Annotated in this window: 18 protein-coding genes; 1 reads left to right on the top strand and 17 read right to left on the bottom strand. The window is 56.8% G+C overall.

The window, feature by feature from the left end:
* Positions 1-15: 15 nt before the first annotated feature.
* The 16 genes from N438_RS08080 to yceD all read right to left on the bottom strand — a co-directional run bounded on the left by N438_RS08080 (position 16) and on the right by yceD (position 13,629).
* On the bottom strand, positions 16-390 hold the full coding sequence (locus tag N438_RS08080; protein WP_116696209.1) for a YcfL family protein: 375 nt from the start codon (positions 388-390) through the stop codon (positions 16-18).
* Positions 391-394: 4 nt separating this feature from the next.
* On the bottom strand, positions 395-751 hold the full coding sequence (hinT, locus tag N438_RS08075) for a purine nucleoside phosphoramidase (protein WP_004204571.1): 357 nt from the start codon (positions 749-751) through the stop codon (positions 395-397).
* A gap of 261 nt (positions 752-1,012) precedes the next feature.
* Positions 1,013-2,446, bottom strand: coding sequence for a PTS glucose transporter subunit IIBC (ptsG, locus tag N438_RS08065; protein ID WP_008805993.1), 1,434 nt, complete (start codon positions 2,444-2,446; stop codon positions 1,013-1,015).
* 296 nt (positions 2,447-2,742) lie between these two features.
* Entirely contained in the window at positions 2,743-3,537 is a 795-nt protein-coding gene (locus N438_RS08060) for a metal-dependent hydrolase (protein WP_008805992.1), read from the bottom strand.
* A gap of 10 nt (positions 3,538-3,547) precedes the next feature.
* On the bottom strand, positions 3,548-4,552 hold the full coding sequence (holB, locus tag N438_RS08055; RefSeq protein WP_008805991.1) for a DNA polymerase III subunit delta': 1,005 nt from the start codon (positions 4,550-4,552) through the stop codon (positions 3,548-3,550).
* Positions 4,549-5,190, bottom strand: a complete 642-nt coding sequence (gene tmk, locus N438_RS08050; protein ID WP_008805990.1) for a dTMP kinase — start codon at positions 5,188-5,190, stop codon at positions 4,549-4,551. The genes holB and tmk overlap by 4 nt, the downstream gene beginning before the upstream one ends.
* Entirely contained in the window at positions 5,180-6,202 is a 1,023-nt protein-coding gene (gene yceG / locus N438_RS08045) for a cell division protein YceG (protein WP_016160617.1), read from the bottom strand. The genes tmk and yceG overlap by 11 nt, the downstream gene beginning before the upstream one ends.
* A gap of 1 nt (position 6,203) precedes the next feature.
* Complete coding sequence (gene pabC / locus N438_RS08040) at positions 6,204-7,013, bottom strand: aminodeoxychorismate lyase (protein WP_101138974.1); 810 nt, start codon at positions 7,011-7,013, stop codon at positions 6,204-6,206.
* A 125-nt stretch (positions 7,014-7,138) separates the two neighbouring features.
* Complete coding sequence (fabF, locus tag N438_RS08035; RefSeq protein ID WP_012542241.1) at positions 7,139-8,380, bottom strand: beta-ketoacyl-ACP synthase II; 1,242 nt, start codon at positions 8,378-8,380, stop codon at positions 7,139-7,141.
* Between the two features lie 89 nt (positions 8,381-8,469).
* Entirely contained in the window at positions 8,470-8,706 is a 237-nt protein-coding gene (gene acpP / locus N438_RS08030; protein ID WP_000103754.1) for an acyl carrier protein, read from the bottom strand.
* 210 nt (positions 8,707-8,916) lie between these two features.
* Positions 8,917-9,651 carry a 3-oxoacyl-ACP reductase FabG gene (gene fabG / locus N438_RS08025; protein ID WP_002899294.1) on the bottom strand — a complete coding sequence of 245 codons (735 nt, stop codon included), beginning with the start codon at positions 9,649-9,651 and terminating at the stop codon, positions 8,917-8,919.
* A 12-nt stretch (positions 9,652-9,663) separates the two neighbouring features.
* Entirely contained in the window at positions 9,664-10,593 is a 930-nt protein-coding gene (gene fabD, locus N438_RS08020; protein WP_072126175.1) for an ACP S-malonyltransferase, read from the bottom strand.
* Between the two features lie 15 nt (positions 10,594-10,608).
* The gene (locus tag N438_RS08015; protein ID WP_008805985.1) at positions 10,609-11,562 is read right to left on the bottom strand and encodes a beta-ketoacyl-ACP synthase III; all 954 of its coding nucleotides are present in this window, start codon (positions 11,560-11,562) and stop codon (positions 10,609-10,611) included.
* A 54-nt stretch (positions 11,563-11,616) separates the two neighbouring features.
* Positions 11,617-12,714, bottom strand: coding sequence for a phosphate acyltransferase PlsX (gene plsX / locus N438_RS08010; RefSeq protein WP_012542244.1), 1,098 nt, complete (start codon positions 12,712-12,714; stop codon positions 11,617-11,619).
* Positions 12,715-12,917: 203 nt separating this feature from the next.
* Entirely contained in the window at positions 12,918-13,091 is a 174-nt protein-coding gene (gene rpmF / locus N438_RS08005; RefSeq protein WP_000290724.1) for a 50S ribosomal protein L32, read from the bottom strand.
* A 16-nt stretch (positions 13,092-13,107) separates the two neighbouring features.
* On the bottom strand, positions 13,108-13,629 hold the full coding sequence (gene yceD, locus N438_RS08000) for a 23S rRNA accumulation protein YceD (protein WP_008805983.1): 522 nt from the start codon (positions 13,627-13,629) through the stop codon (positions 13,108-13,110).
* 141 nt (positions 13,630-13,770) lie between these two features.
* Here yceD and N438_RS07995 point away from each other — a divergent pair, with 141 nt between their 5' ends.
* Positions 13,771-14,355, top strand: a complete 585-nt coding sequence (locus tag N438_RS07995; protein ID WP_008805982.1) for a nucleoside triphosphate pyrophosphatase — start codon at positions 13,771-13,773, stop codon at positions 14,353-14,355.
* Positions 14,356-14,392: 37 nt separating this feature from the next.
* Here N438_RS07995 and rluC read toward each other — a convergent pair whose 3' ends face one another.
* Positions 14,393-15,346 (bottom strand): 23S rRNA pseudouridine(955/2504/2580) synthase RluC, encoded by a 954-nt coding sequence (gene rluC, locus N438_RS07990; protein ID WP_116696264.1) that lies wholly within the window; start codon positions 15,344-15,346, stop codon positions 14,393-14,395.
* Positions 15,347-15,828: the final 482 nt, after the last annotated feature.

Raw genomic sequence — 15,828 nt, 5'->3', positions numbered from 1 at the left:
CATTATAATTACCCCTTACAGATAAAGATAAAGGCGGGCCTTATGCGCCCCCAGGATATTGGCGCTACCATACAATGTCACCGAAGAGCGTGCCGGAACCACGATGGTGCGCGGCGCGTCCAGCGGATGCATCTCCAGCCCTCGGGCGTCATACCAGAAAAAACGATAGTGCACGGTGACCGGCTGCTGGCGCTCGTTATACAGCGTTGAGGAGGCGGTAGCCTGAATCTCCGTCGCCACCACGGCAGGCTCGCTGGCGCTGATCCCGGCCGCCAGCACGCTCAACTCCATCACCAGCGCCTGCTGGTCAGAAACCGGGATCTCCGGATGTGAACTACACCCGGCCAGCAGTCCCGCCGCCAGGCAAGCGCCCAAAAGGGTCCTGAGCATGGCGTTAGCCTTTATGCGCCAGCATCGGGCCCAGCGGACGACCGCCCAGCAGATGCATGTGGATATGGTAAACTTCCTGGCCGCCGTGGCGGTTGCAATTAACGATCAAACGGTAGCCATCGTCGGCAAGACCTTCATCGCGGGCGATCTTCGCCGCGACGGTCATCATCCGGCCCAGCGCCAGCTCATGTTCGGTGGTGACGTCATTCACGGTAGGAATCAGAACATTCGGGACAATCAGAATGTGGGTGGGTGCCTGCGGGGAGATGTCGCGAAAAGCGGTCACAAGCTCATCCTGATAGACAATATCCGACGGGATCTCCCGGCGAATGATTTTGCTGAAAATCGTTTCTTCTGCCATGACTGATTCCTTATTAGTTTTATCCCATACGCTGGCCTGCTTCTGCAGATAAACGCGGACGCACAGGTTCAGATAAGAGTATGAGCGACATCCTCCCTCTCTTTCAACCTGAAAGCAGTTTTTCTTATTCAACTATAGACTTAGCTGCTGAGGGATTAAGCATTTGCCGGATACTCTTCAGGGTTATCGCCTCAGAAAACCTCACCTCGTAACGTAAAAAAGGCAGCCAATAGGCTGCCTTAGTCTCCCCGATACTACGTCTTAACTGTTACGGATGTACTCATCCATTTCAGTTTTCAGGTTATCGGACTTGGTACCGAAGATGGCCTGTACGCCAGAACCTGCCACTACCACGCCAGCGGCGCCCAGTTTTTTCAGGCCAGCCTGGTCAACTTTCGCTACATCCGCCACGCTAACACGCAGACGAGTAATACATGCGTCGAGGTTGGTGATGTTCTCTTTACCGCCGAAAGCGGCGATCAGAGCCGGAGCCATCTCGCTGGTTGCGCCAGCTTTGCTCTCTTCGGTGGTATCTTCACGACCCGGTGTTTTCAGATCCAGGGCTTTAATCAGCACGCGGAAAATGACGTAGTACACGATCGCATAGCAGATACCGACAATCGGGAACAGCCATAGCTTGCTGCTGTTACCGGACAGGACGATAAAGTCGATCAGGCCGTGAGAGAACGAGGTACCGTCACGCATACCCAGCAGGATACAGATCGGGAACGCCAGACCCGCCAGAATGGCATGGATAACGTACAGGATCGGCGCCACGAACATGAAGGAGAACTCGATCGGCTCGGTGATACCGGTCAGGAACGAGGTCAGCGCGGCGGAGATCATGATACCGCCCACTTTGGCGCGGTTTTCCGGTTTAGCAGAGTGCCAAATCGCGATTGCCGCTGCCGGCAGACCGTACATTTTGAACAGGAAGCCGCCAGACAGTTTGCCCGCGGTCGGGTCGCCTGCCATGTAGCGCGGGATATCGCCGTGGAACACCTGACCAGCCGCGTTGGTGTATTCGCCGATCTGCATCTGGAAAGGAACGTTCCAGATGTGGTGCAGACCAAACGGCACCAGGCAACGCTCGATGAAACCGTAGATACCAAACGCTACCACCGGGTTCTGATAAGCAGCCCACTGGGAGAAGGTCTGGATCGCGGAACCGATCGGCGGCCAAATGAAGGAGAGGATCACGCCGGTGAAGATAGCGGCCAGACCAGAGATAATCGGTACAAAGCGCTTGCCCGCAAAGAAGCCCAGGTATTCTGGCAGCTTGATACGATAGAAGCGGTTGAACATGTACGCGGCGATAGCACCGGAGATAATACCGCCAAGCACGCCGGTATCAGCCAGGTGTTTTGCCGCAATCTCTTCAGCAGGTAAATGCAGCACCAGCGGCGCAACCACCGCCATGGTTTTCACCATGATGCCGTAAGCCACGACTGCAGCCAGTGCGGATACACCGTCGTTATTGGTGAAGCCGAGGGCCACACCGATAGCGAAGATCAGCGGCATGTTGGCGAAAACTGAACCGCCTGCTTCTGCCATAACGTGGGAGACCACGGCTGGCAGCCAGCTGAAGTTTGCGGAACCGACGCCCAGCAGGATACCTGCGATAGGCAGTACGGATACCGGCAGCATCAGCGATTTACCGACCTTCTGCAGGTTAGCAAATGCATTCTTAAACATAATTGAGAGTGCTCCTGAGTATTTGGTACTTTTTTACGTTTTCACGCATTGGCCCGGGGGGAGAACCGTGCCGTGGACAGGACATCTAAGCGCCCTTTATTTATTACACAGAGTAAAATAATTAACGGGATGATTGTTTGACGGCTATCACGTTTCAATCAGCCTTACGGTAAAAATTTACATCAGCTTACATAAGTTGTATCCAGATGTTGCCAAAAAACCTTCACCGCCACTTTTGTGGCGGTGAACTTTACTCGCTTTGGTTATTAATTACGAGCCTTAAAATAATAAGCAGATCAAGCAGGTTGTAAGCGGGCGGGGTCAATATGGAACAGAGTGGCAAAATTATCGGTGGTCTGCTGGGCCAGTTGCTCCAGCGACACGCCTTTCAGTACCGCCATGTATTCCGCAACGTCACGGACCAGCGCCGGCTGGTTCTCTTTGCCGCGATGGGGGACTGGCGCCAGGTACGGCGAATCGGTCTCCACCAGCAGGCGATCCAGCGGAACATAGCGCGCCGCATCGCGCAGCTGCTCGGCGTTACGAAAAGTGACGATACCGGAAAACGAGATATAGAACCCCATGTCGAGCAATTTACCCGCTGTCTCCCTGTCCTCAGTGAAACAGTGTAGTACGCCACCGCAATCCGTCACCTTTTCTTCGCGTAAAATGGCCAGGGTATCGGCGCGCGCGTCACGGGTGTGGACGATCACCGGCTTATTCAGCTCGCGGCCAATGCGTATGTGGTCGCGAAACGAGGTTTGCTGCTGGGCTTTGGTTTCCGGGGTATAAAAATAATCCAGACCGGTCTCCCCCATCGCCACAACGCCCTCTTCCGCCGCCAGCGTGCGCAGGGTCTCCACCTCGTAGGCTTCGTCCTGGTTTAACGGATGCACGCCGCAGGAGAAGACGACGTTGTCACGCGTCCCCACCAGCTCACGCATACTGCGGTAGCCGGGCAAGGTCGTGGCGACCGCCAGGCAGAATTTCACATCGCGTGCGGCCGCTTTTGCCAGCACGTCGTCGACGTTTTTGTGCAGAGTTTGATAATCCAGACCATCAAGATGGCAGTGGGAGTCGACTAAAAACATAATGTCTCACTCAGAGGTGGGATACGGGTAAAACCGTCCCGGGTTGCAGGTAATGTTCCCAGCGCAGCAGGCGCTCGGTGAGCAGCAGTTCGCGGTTGACGCCGACGACGTTCAGCAATTGCTCACGGCAGGTACAGACGTCATGGGCGATCGCCTGCAGCCGGGCGGCGGGCAGGCTGTGCGCCAGCTGCTCCAGCAGCGGCCAGACGTCCGGGTTACTCACCAGGGCAATCCCCTGCTGTCGTTTTTGCGCATCGACCAGCAGCGATGCCAGCCAGTGCAGGCGAACCGCCGCCTGTTCATGATTGAGTATCGGCAGCAATGCCAGCCAGTCACCACTCGCCAGGGTGGCCGCCAGCGCCTGACACAGCTGCTGCCGCGCCGTCCACTGCGGTTCCTGTAATAGTTCGAGCGCCGCGGCCGGCGCGCTGGCGCACAGACGCAACGCGGTCAACAGTGACTCCTGCGGCAGGTTCACCTCTCGCTCCAGCCAGGCCAGGGCATAAGACTCCGACGGCGGCGCCAGGTGGTGCAGGCGACAACGGCTGCGCAGAGTCGTCAGCAGACGCGCCGGCTCCTGGCAGGCGAGGAAGAACCAGGTATTCTCCGGCGGCTCCTCCAGCGTTTTCAGCAACGCGTTGGCGGCGGCATCGGTCAGCAAAGCGGCATCGCTAATCCACACCACTTTCGCCCCACCGAGGCGCGCGCGCTCATAGAGCTTTTCATTGACATCGCGCACCGCATCAATGCCCAGCGCACTCTTGCCCTTTTCGGGGATCAGCGGATAGTAATCGGGATGTGTGCCGGCCTGCATCAGCTGGCAACTATGGCAGTGGCCGCAGCTTTTATGTCCTTCGGGCTGGCGGCACATCAGGAAGCGGCACAGCGCGTAAATCAACGCCTCACCGCCCATCCCGCTCAGAGACTGTAACAGCAAGGCGTGGTGGCCTCGTCCGGCCTGATAGCTTCCGACCAGTTGCTCGAACGACGGGCGCAGCCACGGATACCATTTCATGCCGGTTGCTCCGCCATCCACTGGGCGATCGTGGCGCGAATGTCGCGAGCGACGGCGTCGAGCGGCTGGGTCGCGTCAACCGTGCGGATCGACGGGTCTGCAGCGGCCAGCTCAAGGTAGCGCGCGCGGGTGCGATTGAAGAAGTTCATGGACTCCTGCTCAATGCGATCCAGTTCGCCGCGGGCCCGGGCGCGCTGCAGCCCCACTTCCGGCGTGACGTCGAGGTACAGCGTCAGATTGGGGCGGAAATCGCCGAGTACCGCGTCGCGCAGCGTCGCCAGCATCGTACGGTCGATTCCCCGGCCGCCGCCCTGATAAGCCTGAGTCGACAGATCGTGACGATCGCCGATCACCCACTGGCCGCGGGCCAGCGCGGGCTTAATCACGGTCTCCACCAGCTGGACGCGCGCCGCGTAAAACATCAGCACTTCCGCTTTATCATTAATGACCTCATCACCCGTGGACTGGATATCCAGCACCAGGCTACGCAGTTTTTCGGCAAGGACAGTGCCCCCCGGCTCGCGGGTAAACACCATATCGTGAATACCTGCCGACTGCAGCGTCTCCACCACCAGCTGACGTGCGGTGGTCTTCCCGGCGCCCTCCAGCCCCTCGATGACGATATAGTTACTGCGCATTTTTTTCCTTAAGTACTTTCAGATAGTCCTGCACCGCACGGTTATGACTGACCAGGTTTGTGGTAAACGTATGGCCCCCTTTCCCGTCGGCGACAAAATAGAGGTATGACGTTTTCGCCGGATGGGCGGCCGCCTTCAGCGACGCCTCGCCCGGCACTGCGATAGGACCAGGCGGCAGGCCGCTGATGGTATAAGTGTTGTATGCGGTCGGCGTCTCGAGATCCTTACGCGTTAACTTACCAGTATACCCCTCGCCCATCCCGTAGATCACGGTCGGATCGGTCTGTAAGCGCATACCGATGCGCAGGCGATTGATAAATACCGACGCGACGCGGTCGCGCTCTTCCGCCACCGCGGTCTCTTTCTCAATAATCGAGGCCATGGTCAACAGCTGGTTCTGATCGGCATAGGGCAGATTGTCCATCCGTCCTTCCCAGATCTTCGCCACTTCGGCGACCATTTTCTGATGCGCGCGCTTGAGGATGGCGATATCGCTGGTATTGGCGGTGTACATCCAGGTATCCGGCCAGAACCAGCCCTCCACCCAGTCGGCATGCTCAAGACCCAACGCCTTAGCCACCGTCGCGTAGCTATCATCCTCGAGAGTGTGCTTCACGTACGGGGCATCGCGCAGCTGGCGCAGGTAGTCGCTAACGCGCATACCTTCGACAAAGCGCAGCGGAAACTGCGCCTCTTTACCGCTGGCCAGCAGCTGCAGCATCTCGCGCACCGTCATCTGCGGCGTGAAGCGATAGGTCCCGGCTTTGAAGTGAGACAGCTCAGGTTCCACCCGCAGCAGCCACTGGAAAACGCGCGGGCGGTTGATCACCTTCTCGCGATAAAGATCCTGGCCCAGCGCCAGACGGCCGGTACCGGGCTCCAGGGTGAAGATGGTCTCTTCTTTAATCAGCAGCTTGCTGTCCGCCAGCTGGCGTACTTTCCACATGCCTGCCGCCGCGGCGATGCCCAGCACCACCACCAACAGCAGAATAAAACGTAACATTTTCTTCATACTAACCAGACAGCTCACACAAAGGGGCTAAAAAATGGTAAAGCTCGCGCGAGGACCAGACGGTCTCCTCCCAGCGACGAACCGGCACCAGCGGCATCAGCGCATTGCAGATCAGCACTTCATCGGCTTCACGCAATACCTCAGGACGCGCTGTCACTTCGACAACGCGAAACGCCGATGGTGCCAGCTGTGCGATACAGCGCTGCCGCATAATGCCGTTGACCCCGGCGTAATCGAGCCGCGGAGTAAATACATCCCGTCCCTGACGCCAGAATAAATTCGCGGCACAGCATTCCGTAAGCCACCCATCACTGTCAAGGACCAGCGCCTCATCGGCGTCCGTCTGCTCAAGATGAGAGCGGATCAGCACCTGCTCAAGGCGATTAAGATGCTTCAGGCCGGCAAGCCAGGGGTTACGACCCAGGGGCACCGGGCTCTGGGTCAGGATAATGCCCTCCTCCCGCCAGCGCGCATAATGCGCCGGGAAAGGAGAGACACTGAGAATGCGGGTGGGCGACACGCAGCCCGCCGTACTGTATCCCCTTCCCCCAACGCCGCGGGTGAGGATCACCTTCAACACGCCCTGCGCGTGCGGCCGCGCCAGGCGCTGCATCTCTTCGCTCAGCGTCAGCCAGTCGTGAAATGGTATTTGTAATTTTTCACAGGTTGTCTGCAAACGCTGCAGATGGGCATCCAGTAGCGCAACCTGCCCCTGCTGAATGCGGGCGGTGGTAAAACAGCCGTCGCCAAACTGGGCGGCGCGATCGTTCGCCGCCAGCGTGTCCTGTTCAACGCCATTTATCAAGAACATAAAGGACTCCTTTTCACTGGTCGGTGAGTGTCTCAGGACACGGAGCAGAGGACAAGCGGAGAAAGCCGAATAAAAAAGGCCCGACGAACGGGCCTTTTGTTAAAGCAGTACCGGGGCAAGCCCTGTCACACTTTTTTGAAGATCAGCGAACCGTTAGTGCCGCCAAAACCGAAGGAGTTGCACAGGGTGTACTCCATACCGGAAACCTGACGCGCTTCGTGTGGCACGAAATCGAGGTCGCAGCCCTCATCCGGGTTGTCGAGGTTGATCGTCGGCGGAACCGCCTGGTCGCGCAGCGCCAGGATAGAGTAGATCGACTCTACGGCCCCTGCCGCGCCCAGCAGGTGCCCGGTCATGGATTTGGTGGAGCTCACCATGACGCGGCTCGCCGCATCACCGAAGACTGACTTAACGGCCTGCGCTTCTGCTTTATCGCCCGCCGGCGTCGAGGTGCCGTGGGCGTTGACGTAGCCAATCTGGCCCGGTTCGATACCCGCATCGCGAATGGCATTCACCATCGCCAGCGCGGCGCCCGCACCATCTTCCGGCGGTGACGTCATGTGGTAAGCATCGCTGCTCATGCCGAAGCCAACGATCTCGGCGTAGATTTTGGCACCGCGTTTTTTAGCATGCTCGTACTCTTCCAGCACCACCATACCCGCGCCGTCGCCCAGCACGAAGCCGTCGCGATCTTTATCCCACGGACGGCTTGCCGCCTGCGGGTTGTCATTGCGCGTGGAGAGCGCACGCGCCGCGCCGAAGCCGCCCACGCCAAGCGGGGTACTGGCTTTTTCCGCACCGCCTGCCACCATCGCATCGGCATCGCCATAGGCGATGATGCGCGCGGCCTGGCCGATGTTGTGCACGCCTGAAGTACACGCGGTCGCGATAGAGATACTTGGCCCACGCAGACCAAACATGATGGTCAGATGCCCGGCCACCATGTTAACAATTGTGGAAGGAACGAAGAATGGGCTGATCTTACGCGGTCCGCCGTTAACCAGCGAACTGTGGTTTTCTTCGATCAAGCCGAGACCGCCAATACCGGAGCCGATAGCGGCGCCAATACGGGTTGCATTCTCTTCCGTCACTTCAAGGCCAGAATCCTGCATGGCCTGAACGCCAGCGACAATTCCATATTGAATGAAGGCATCCATCTTGCGCTGTTCTTTGCGCGAGATAATGTCATCACAGTTAAAATCCTTTACTAAGCCAGCAAATTTCGTTGCATAGGCGCTAGTATCGAAATGGTCGATCAGGCTGATGCCACTCTGACCGGCAAGGAGAGCTTTCCAGGTAGACTCTACGGTATTGCCGACAGGAGACAACATGCCCAGTCCGGTCACAACTACACGACGCTTAGACACGTTTGTCCTCCAGGGAGGGAAAATAGATTCTTGTGGGACAATAAAAAGATAAAACTCAGGCGGTCGAATGACCGCCTGGAGATGTTCACTTACGCCTGGTGGCCGTTGATGTAATCAATGGCAGCCTGAACGGTGGTGATTTTCTCAGCTTCTTCGTCCGGAATCTCAGTATCAAACTCTTCTTCCAGAGCCATTACCAGCTCAACGGTGTCAAGAGAATCAGCGCCCAGGTCTTCAACGAAGGAAGCATTGTTGGTAACTTCTTCCTGCTTAACGCCCAGCTGCTCGCCGATAATTTTCTTAACGCGTTCTTCGATAGTGCTCATACTCTTAAATTTCCTATCAAAACTCGCTTTCGCGATGGTTTTCGTAGTGTATAAAATGTTGAAAAATTTGCAACTAAATCCCGGCAGGTCTTACCACGATTTTGCGCTATTTTGAGGCCGTTTGCCCTAAGAACGCAAATCTTTTCGCACAAAACCGCACAGGGAACCGTGCGAAGTGCGCGGTTCCTGAACGTTTTGCACAAATCTCGGTCAGACCATGTACATTCCGCCGTTGACGTGCAGCGTTTCACCAGTGATGTAACTTGCTTCGTCAGAGGCTAAAAATGCAACCGCGCTGGCGATTTCATTTGGGGTGCCAAGGCGCCCCGCAGGAACTGCCGCCAGCGTACCCGCACGCTGCTCATCGGTCAGCGCACGCGTCATGTCCGTTTCAATAAAGCCCGGAGCAACAACGTTTACAGTAATACCGCGGGACGCAACTTCACGCGCCAGTGATTTACTGAAGCCGATCAGACCCGCTTTCGCCGCAGCGTAGTTGGCCTGACCCGCATTTCCCATGGTACCAACCACAGAACCGATAGTGATAATACGTCCATGACGCTTTTTCATCATAGCGCGCATTACCGCTTTTGACAGACGGAAAACCGATGACAGGTTGGTTTCGATAATATCGTTCCACTCGTCATCTTTCATGCGCATCAACAGATTGTCGCGAGTGATCCCGGCATTATTCACCAGGATATCCACTTCGCCAAACTCTGCGCGCACATTTTCCAGAACAGATTCAATAGATGCCGGGTCGGTCACATTCAACATCAGACCTTTACCGTTGGCGCCTAAATAGTCGCTGATGGCCTGCGCGCCGCTTTCGCTGGTCGCAGTACCGATAACTTTCGCGCCACGAGCGACGAGCGTTTCAGCGATTGCACGGCCAATACCGCGGCTTGCACCGGTAACCAGCGCGATTTTTCCTTCAAAACTCATGGTTTTCCTCTTTTATTGCTCAAGCGCCGCAGACATCGCCGCCGGCTCGTTAAGCGCGGAAGCGGTCAGGGTGTCAACAATACGTTTGGTCAGGCCGGTGAGGACTTTACCCGGGCCAACTTCATACAGATGCGTTACGCCCTGCGCCGCCATAAACTCAACGGTTTTGGTCCACTGGACCGGGCTGTACAGCTGGCGTACCAGCGCGTCGCGAATGGCGTCCGGCGTGGTTTCGCATTTCACGTCGACGTTATTCACTACCGGAATCGTCGGCGCGTTGAAGGTGATTTTCTGCAACTCCAGCGCCAGTTTTTCTGCAGCTGGCTTCATCAGCGCGCAGTGGGACGGCACGCTCACCGGCAGCGGCAGCGCGCGTTTGGCGCCGGCGGCTTTACAAGCGGCGCCAGCGCGTTCAACGGCCTCTTTATGCCCGGCGATAACCACCTGGCCCGGGGAATTGTAGTTCACCGGAGAGACAATCTGCCCTTCGGCCGATTCTTCACAGGCTTTGGCGATAGAAGCGTCATCCAGGCCGATAATCGCGGACATGGCGCCGGTACCTTCCGGTACGGCTTCCTGCATGAATTTCCCGCGCAGTTCAACCAGACGAACGGCATCAGCGAAACCGATAACCCCTGCGCAAACCAGCGCGGAGTATTCGCCGAGGCTGTGGCCCGCCAGCAGGGTCGGCGCTTTGCCGCCCTGCTGCTGCCAGACGCGGTATAGCGCCACGGAGGCGGTCAGCAGCGCCGGCTGAGTCTGCCAGGTTTTATTCAGTTCTTCTGCCGGGCCCTGTTGAGCCAGCGCCCACAGATCGTAACCCAACGCTGCGGACGCTTCACCGAAGGTCTCTTCAATCACCGGCCAGGTGGCAGCCATATCGGCCAGCATGCCTACGGCCTGGGAACCTTGTCCCGGGAACACAAAAGCAAATTGCGTCATGTTTAAATCCTTATACTAAAAACGAACCAGCGCGGAACCCCAGGTGAAACCGCCACCAAAGGCTTCCAGCAGAATCAACTGACCGCGTTGGATACGGCCATCGCGAACGGCTTCATCCAGCGCGCAAGGGACCGACGCCGCGGAGGTGTTGCCATGGCGGTCGAGGGTCACAACGACGTTATCCATCGACATGCCCAGTTTCTTCGCCGTCGCGCTGATAATACGCAGGTTTGCCTGGTGCGGCACCAGCCAGTCCAGCGCTGAACGTTCAAGATTATTCGCTGCCAGCGTTTCATCAACGATGTGCGCCAGCTCGGTGACCGCCACTTTGAAGACTTCATTGCCGGCCATCGTCAGATAGATCGGGTTTTCCGGATCGACGCGATCGGCGTTCGGCAGGGTCAGCAGTTCGCCATAGCTGCCGTCAGCATGCAGATGCGTCGAGATAATGCCTGGCTCTTCAGACGCGCCAAGCACTACCGCGCCCGCGCCGTCACCGAAAATAATGATCGTGCCGCGATCGGTGGGATCGCAGGTACGCGCCAGCACATCGGCGCCAATCACCAGCGCATAATCCACCGCGCCGTTCTTCACGTACTGATCGGCGACGCTCAGCGCATAGGTGAAACCGGCGCAGGCGGCCGCGACATCAAACGCCGGGCAACCCTTAACGCCCAGCATAGACTGGATCTGGCATGCCGAACTCGGAAACGCGTGCGTGCCGGAGGTGGTCGCAACGATAATCAGACCAATCTGCTCCGCGGACACGCCCGCCATCGCCAGCGCCTGCTTTGCGGCTTCAAAGCCCATCGTAGCAACTGTTTCATGCGCTGCGGCAATACGACGCTCACGGATACCTGTGCGGGTGACAATCCACTCGTCAGAGGTCTCTACCATTTTTTCCAGGTCGGCGTTTGTACGCACTTGCTCGGGCAGATAGCTGCCGGTACCAATAATCTTCGTATACATGTACGCTCAGTCACTCTTGGGTAATATACCCGCCTCTTTCAACCTGCCGCGGCGTCAATCGTGGCCATTCGTCCCGCTTTGCTGTCGGGAGTTCACGTCACTGTCGCTTTCCGGCAGCGCGAAACCAGCTGGGTATAAAGATTCCAGGCGCGCGGCGATCCGTTGAGGAATTTGCCGCTGCACCGCCTGCACTGCCTGCTCTATCGCGACGCTAAAGGCGCGTTGATTGGCAGCACCATGACTCTTGATCACGGAACCGCGCAATCCTAACAGACAGGCGCCATTATACTGGTCGGGGTTGAGGTGACTGAATCGCCTCGCCAGGCTTTTTTGTAACCAACGTTTTAATAACAGCAGCCACCACGACCGTTTTTTGCCCTCTCCCTGAGATTTCAGCAGCGAAAGGAACATTCTGACAACACCTTCCATGGTTTTTAATGTGACGTTGCCCGTGAATCCATCACAAACCAGCACATCGGTTTTTCCAGTCAACAGTTCATTGGCTTCAAGATAGCCGATGTAGTTGAGGGAAGGCAGCGTTTTCAGCACTGCGGCAGCATCGCGAATGCTGCTGAGGCCTTTCATCTCTTCTTCGCCGATATTCAGCAAGGCGACGCGCGGGTTGGTCATGCCAACCACTTCCTCCGCCAGCACCGCGCCCATGACGGCGAACTGCACCAGCATCGTGCTGTCGCAATCGACGTTGGCGCCGAGATCCAGCACCACGGTTTTGCCCTTCTGCTGGTGCGGCAGAACCGTCACCAGCGCCGGCCGCTCAATACCTTCGATCGGTTTGAGCAACAGTTTCGCCAGTCCCATCAGCGCGCCGGTGTTGCCGGCGCTGACGCAGGCTTCCGCCCGCCCTTCTTTCACAAGCTCCAGCGCCACGCGCATTGAGCTTCCGCGACTGCTGCGGATAGCCTGTGCGGGTCGCGCATCACTGGCAATAACTGACTGCGCAGGAATAATCTGCAGACGCGAACGTTGTTCGAAGTCAGCTTTGGCAAGTAATGGCGTGATGGCGTCGGGGTCGCCGACTAAAAGAAGTGTGAGTTGCGAATTAGAGTTCAGTGCCTGCAGTGCTGCAGGCACCGTCACGGATGGGCCAAAATCGCCCCCCATGACATCTAACGCCAGGGTTAGACGTGTCAAGGTATCGTCGCTGCCCGGTTCGGTGATTCCCCAGTTGCCCGGGGAGTCCTCACTAAGCTTCATCACGCTGGCACTCGCGAATGTTCACGCTGCAGACGCAACAATTTGGGCATTGATGCCCCTGGTGATCGGGTTAACCGAATGTCCAGGGACGCACACGCCCGCCATGGCCTGCAACGGGAAATCCTGCGAGTATCGCGTGATTACTTAGCGATAACCTTGCGACCGCGGTAGAAACCGTCGGCAGTGATGTGGTGACGCAGGTGTTTCTCACCAGAAGTTTTGTCTACAGACAGGCTGGTGACTGCGGTCAGCGCGTCATGGGAACGACGCATGCCACGTTTGGAACGGGTTGGTTTATTCTGTTGTACGGCCATGGACCTTACTCCTCAATTACTTACGCTTTAAGCTGGCTAATACGGCAAATGGGTTTGGTTTTTGTGCCTCTTCAGGCAGTTCGCCAAAGACCATGTCCGCGTCGGACACTTCACAGTGTTCAGAATCATGCACCGGAACTACGGGCAGGGAGAGGATAATTTCATCCTCGACCATTGCCTGCAGGTCGATTTCACCGAATTCGTTAACCTCAATCGGCTCATACGCTTCCGGTAGTGCTTCGGCCTGTTCGTCATTTCTGACGGGGCTAAAACAATACGTGGTGTGGACGTGATGAGGGAACGGTTTCCCGCAACGCTGGCATTCGAGGGTTACCGTTACCTTTGCATCGCCAGTAATGACGGCGAGACGCTGGTTATCGATAGCGAACGACATGCTGCATTCCACATCGCTGTCCACGCTGACTACAGAATCGGCTACACGTTCAACCTGATCGCGGGCATAGATGCCTTCGTAATCAAGGCGTTTTTGAGCCGTGCGGACCGGATCAAGAGTCAGGGGTAATTTTACCTTTTGCATAGGGCGCGCATATTAACTTTGTAATGTCATAGAGTCAAAGAAAAAGGCAGCCTCAGGTTGCCTTTTGCCATTTATTCGCACACATTGCGGCGCATAGTTTAAGATGATGCTCTGCGAAGCGCTATATGTGGATGAAAAAATATGTCTGAACTTATCCTCGCGTCAACCTCTCCCTGGCGGCGCATGCTGCTGGAAAAACTGGGGTTACCGTTTGAATGTGCCGCGCCTGACGTTGACGAAACGCCGTTGCCGGAAGAATCCGCGCGTCAGCTTGTCGCCCGACTGGCGCAAGCCAAAGCGCAAAGCCTGGCCTCCCGCTATCCGCACCACCTTATTATAGGCTCCGATCAGGTTTGCGTATTAGACGGTGAAATCACCGGCAAACCGCACACCGAAGAAAATGCCCGCCGGCAGTTGCGAAAGGCCAGCGGGACCATCGTCACCTTTTATACCGGTCTGGCGCTATACAACTCCGCCACCGGCCATCTGCAAACCGAATGCGAGCCCTTTGACGTTCACTTTCGCCATCTCAGCGATAAAGAGATTGAAGGCTACGTCCGCAAAGAGAACCCGCTGCAATGCGCCGGGAGTTTCAAGAGCGAGGGGTTAGGGATTACGCTATTTGAACGACTGGAAGGCCGCGACCCGAACACTCTGGTCGGTTTACCCTTAATCGCGCTCTGTCAGATGCTGCGCCGCGAGAATAACAATCCGCTGTTAGGTTAAAGCAAAAAAAACGGCGGAACTGATTCCGCCGTTGCGCTTATTTGCTCTTACGTAGCACCTGTAAACAGTGCTTCAGCTGGTTATCCGGCGGCGCCTCAACGCGCATCACCTCCCCGCTCCCCGGGTGGGTAAACTTCAGCGCCGCAGCGTGCAGGAACAGGCGGTTTAAGCCGGTACCGGACAGCTGCTTGTCGAACTCGCGGTCGCCATAGCGATCGTCAAAAGCGATAGGATGCCCGGCATACTGGGTATGAACGCGGATCTGATGCGTGCGGCCGGTGACCGGGCTGCAGCGCACCAGCGTGGCGAATTCGTAACGCTCTTCCACTTTAAAGCGCGTCTCCGACGGCTTGCCTTCCTGACTCACGCGAACGATACGCTCCCCACTCTGCAGAATATTCTTCAACAGCGGGGCCTGGACCACTTTGGTATGCGACTGCCACTGGCCGCGCACCAGCGCCAGGTAGTCTTTCTGCATGCCTTTATCGCGCAGCTGCTCGTGCAGCGAACGCAGCGCCGAGCGCTTTTTCGCCACCAGCAGCACGCCGGAGGTATCGCGGTCGAGACGATGCACCAGCTCAAGGAAACGTGCCTCCGGGCGCAGGGCGCGCAGCCCTTCAATCACGCCAAAGCTCAGTCCGCTGCCGCCGTGTACCGCAGTACCGGAAGGTTTGTTGAGTACCAGAATATGATCGTCTTCATAGAGGATCACCTCAGAGAGCGCGGCCACTTTCTGCAGATGCGGCGATACCGCCTCTTCTTCACGCTCCGCCACGCGCACCGGCGGGATACGGACTTCATCACCCGCTTCCAGCTTATACTCCGGCTTCACGCGCTTTTTGTTTACCCGCACCTCGCCTTTACGCAGGATGCGATAAATCATGCTCTTCGGTACACCTTTCAATTGGGTACGCAAAAAGTTGTCGATACGTTGCCCCGCTTCATCAGCAGCAATGGCAACCATTTTTACGGTTGGGGTCTCAGTTTTCATGGTGCGCGATTCTAAATAGCCGGACGCATTAGCGCCACTCATTTTTATATGCTTATATTTATCATTATCCTGTTTTCACGGTTTACCTGACCGCCATTTTGTTTGTTATTAGAACAATCTGTATGGGCAGGTGATAAAACTGTGAGTAACCGGGTGATAAAAGGTGAAAGTCAACTTGCTATAACAAGGTTAGCAATGGAATAATGAGACCGTTTTCCGTATTGCATCTTGTTAGAACAAGACATTAGCGGAATGACCAATTTTGTCTGACCGATCGCCCACGCAGCAATGGCGTAAGACGTTGTGATCTTTCAGACAGTTAGCGGGCTGCGGGTTGCAGTCCTTACCGGTACAGGCTCTATGGATTTCAAGTCGCAGGAAGGCGTCAACTCCGGGACTCCCGGGAGCTCATCTGGATCCTTTGATCGAGGTGAGCAGGTTAAGCCACCATGCCTGCAACGCGAAAGACGACGAGTATAAAT

The organism is Klebsiella sp. GL120222-02 (assembly GCF_003097195.1).
Taxonomy (GTDB): domain Bacteria; phylum Pseudomonadota; class Gammaproteobacteria; order Enterobacterales; family Enterobacteriaceae; genus Klebsiella; species Klebsiella variicola.
The sequence above is the reverse complement of the archived record's forward strand: the minus strand, read 5'-3'. Positions and strand labels throughout refer to the sequence as shown.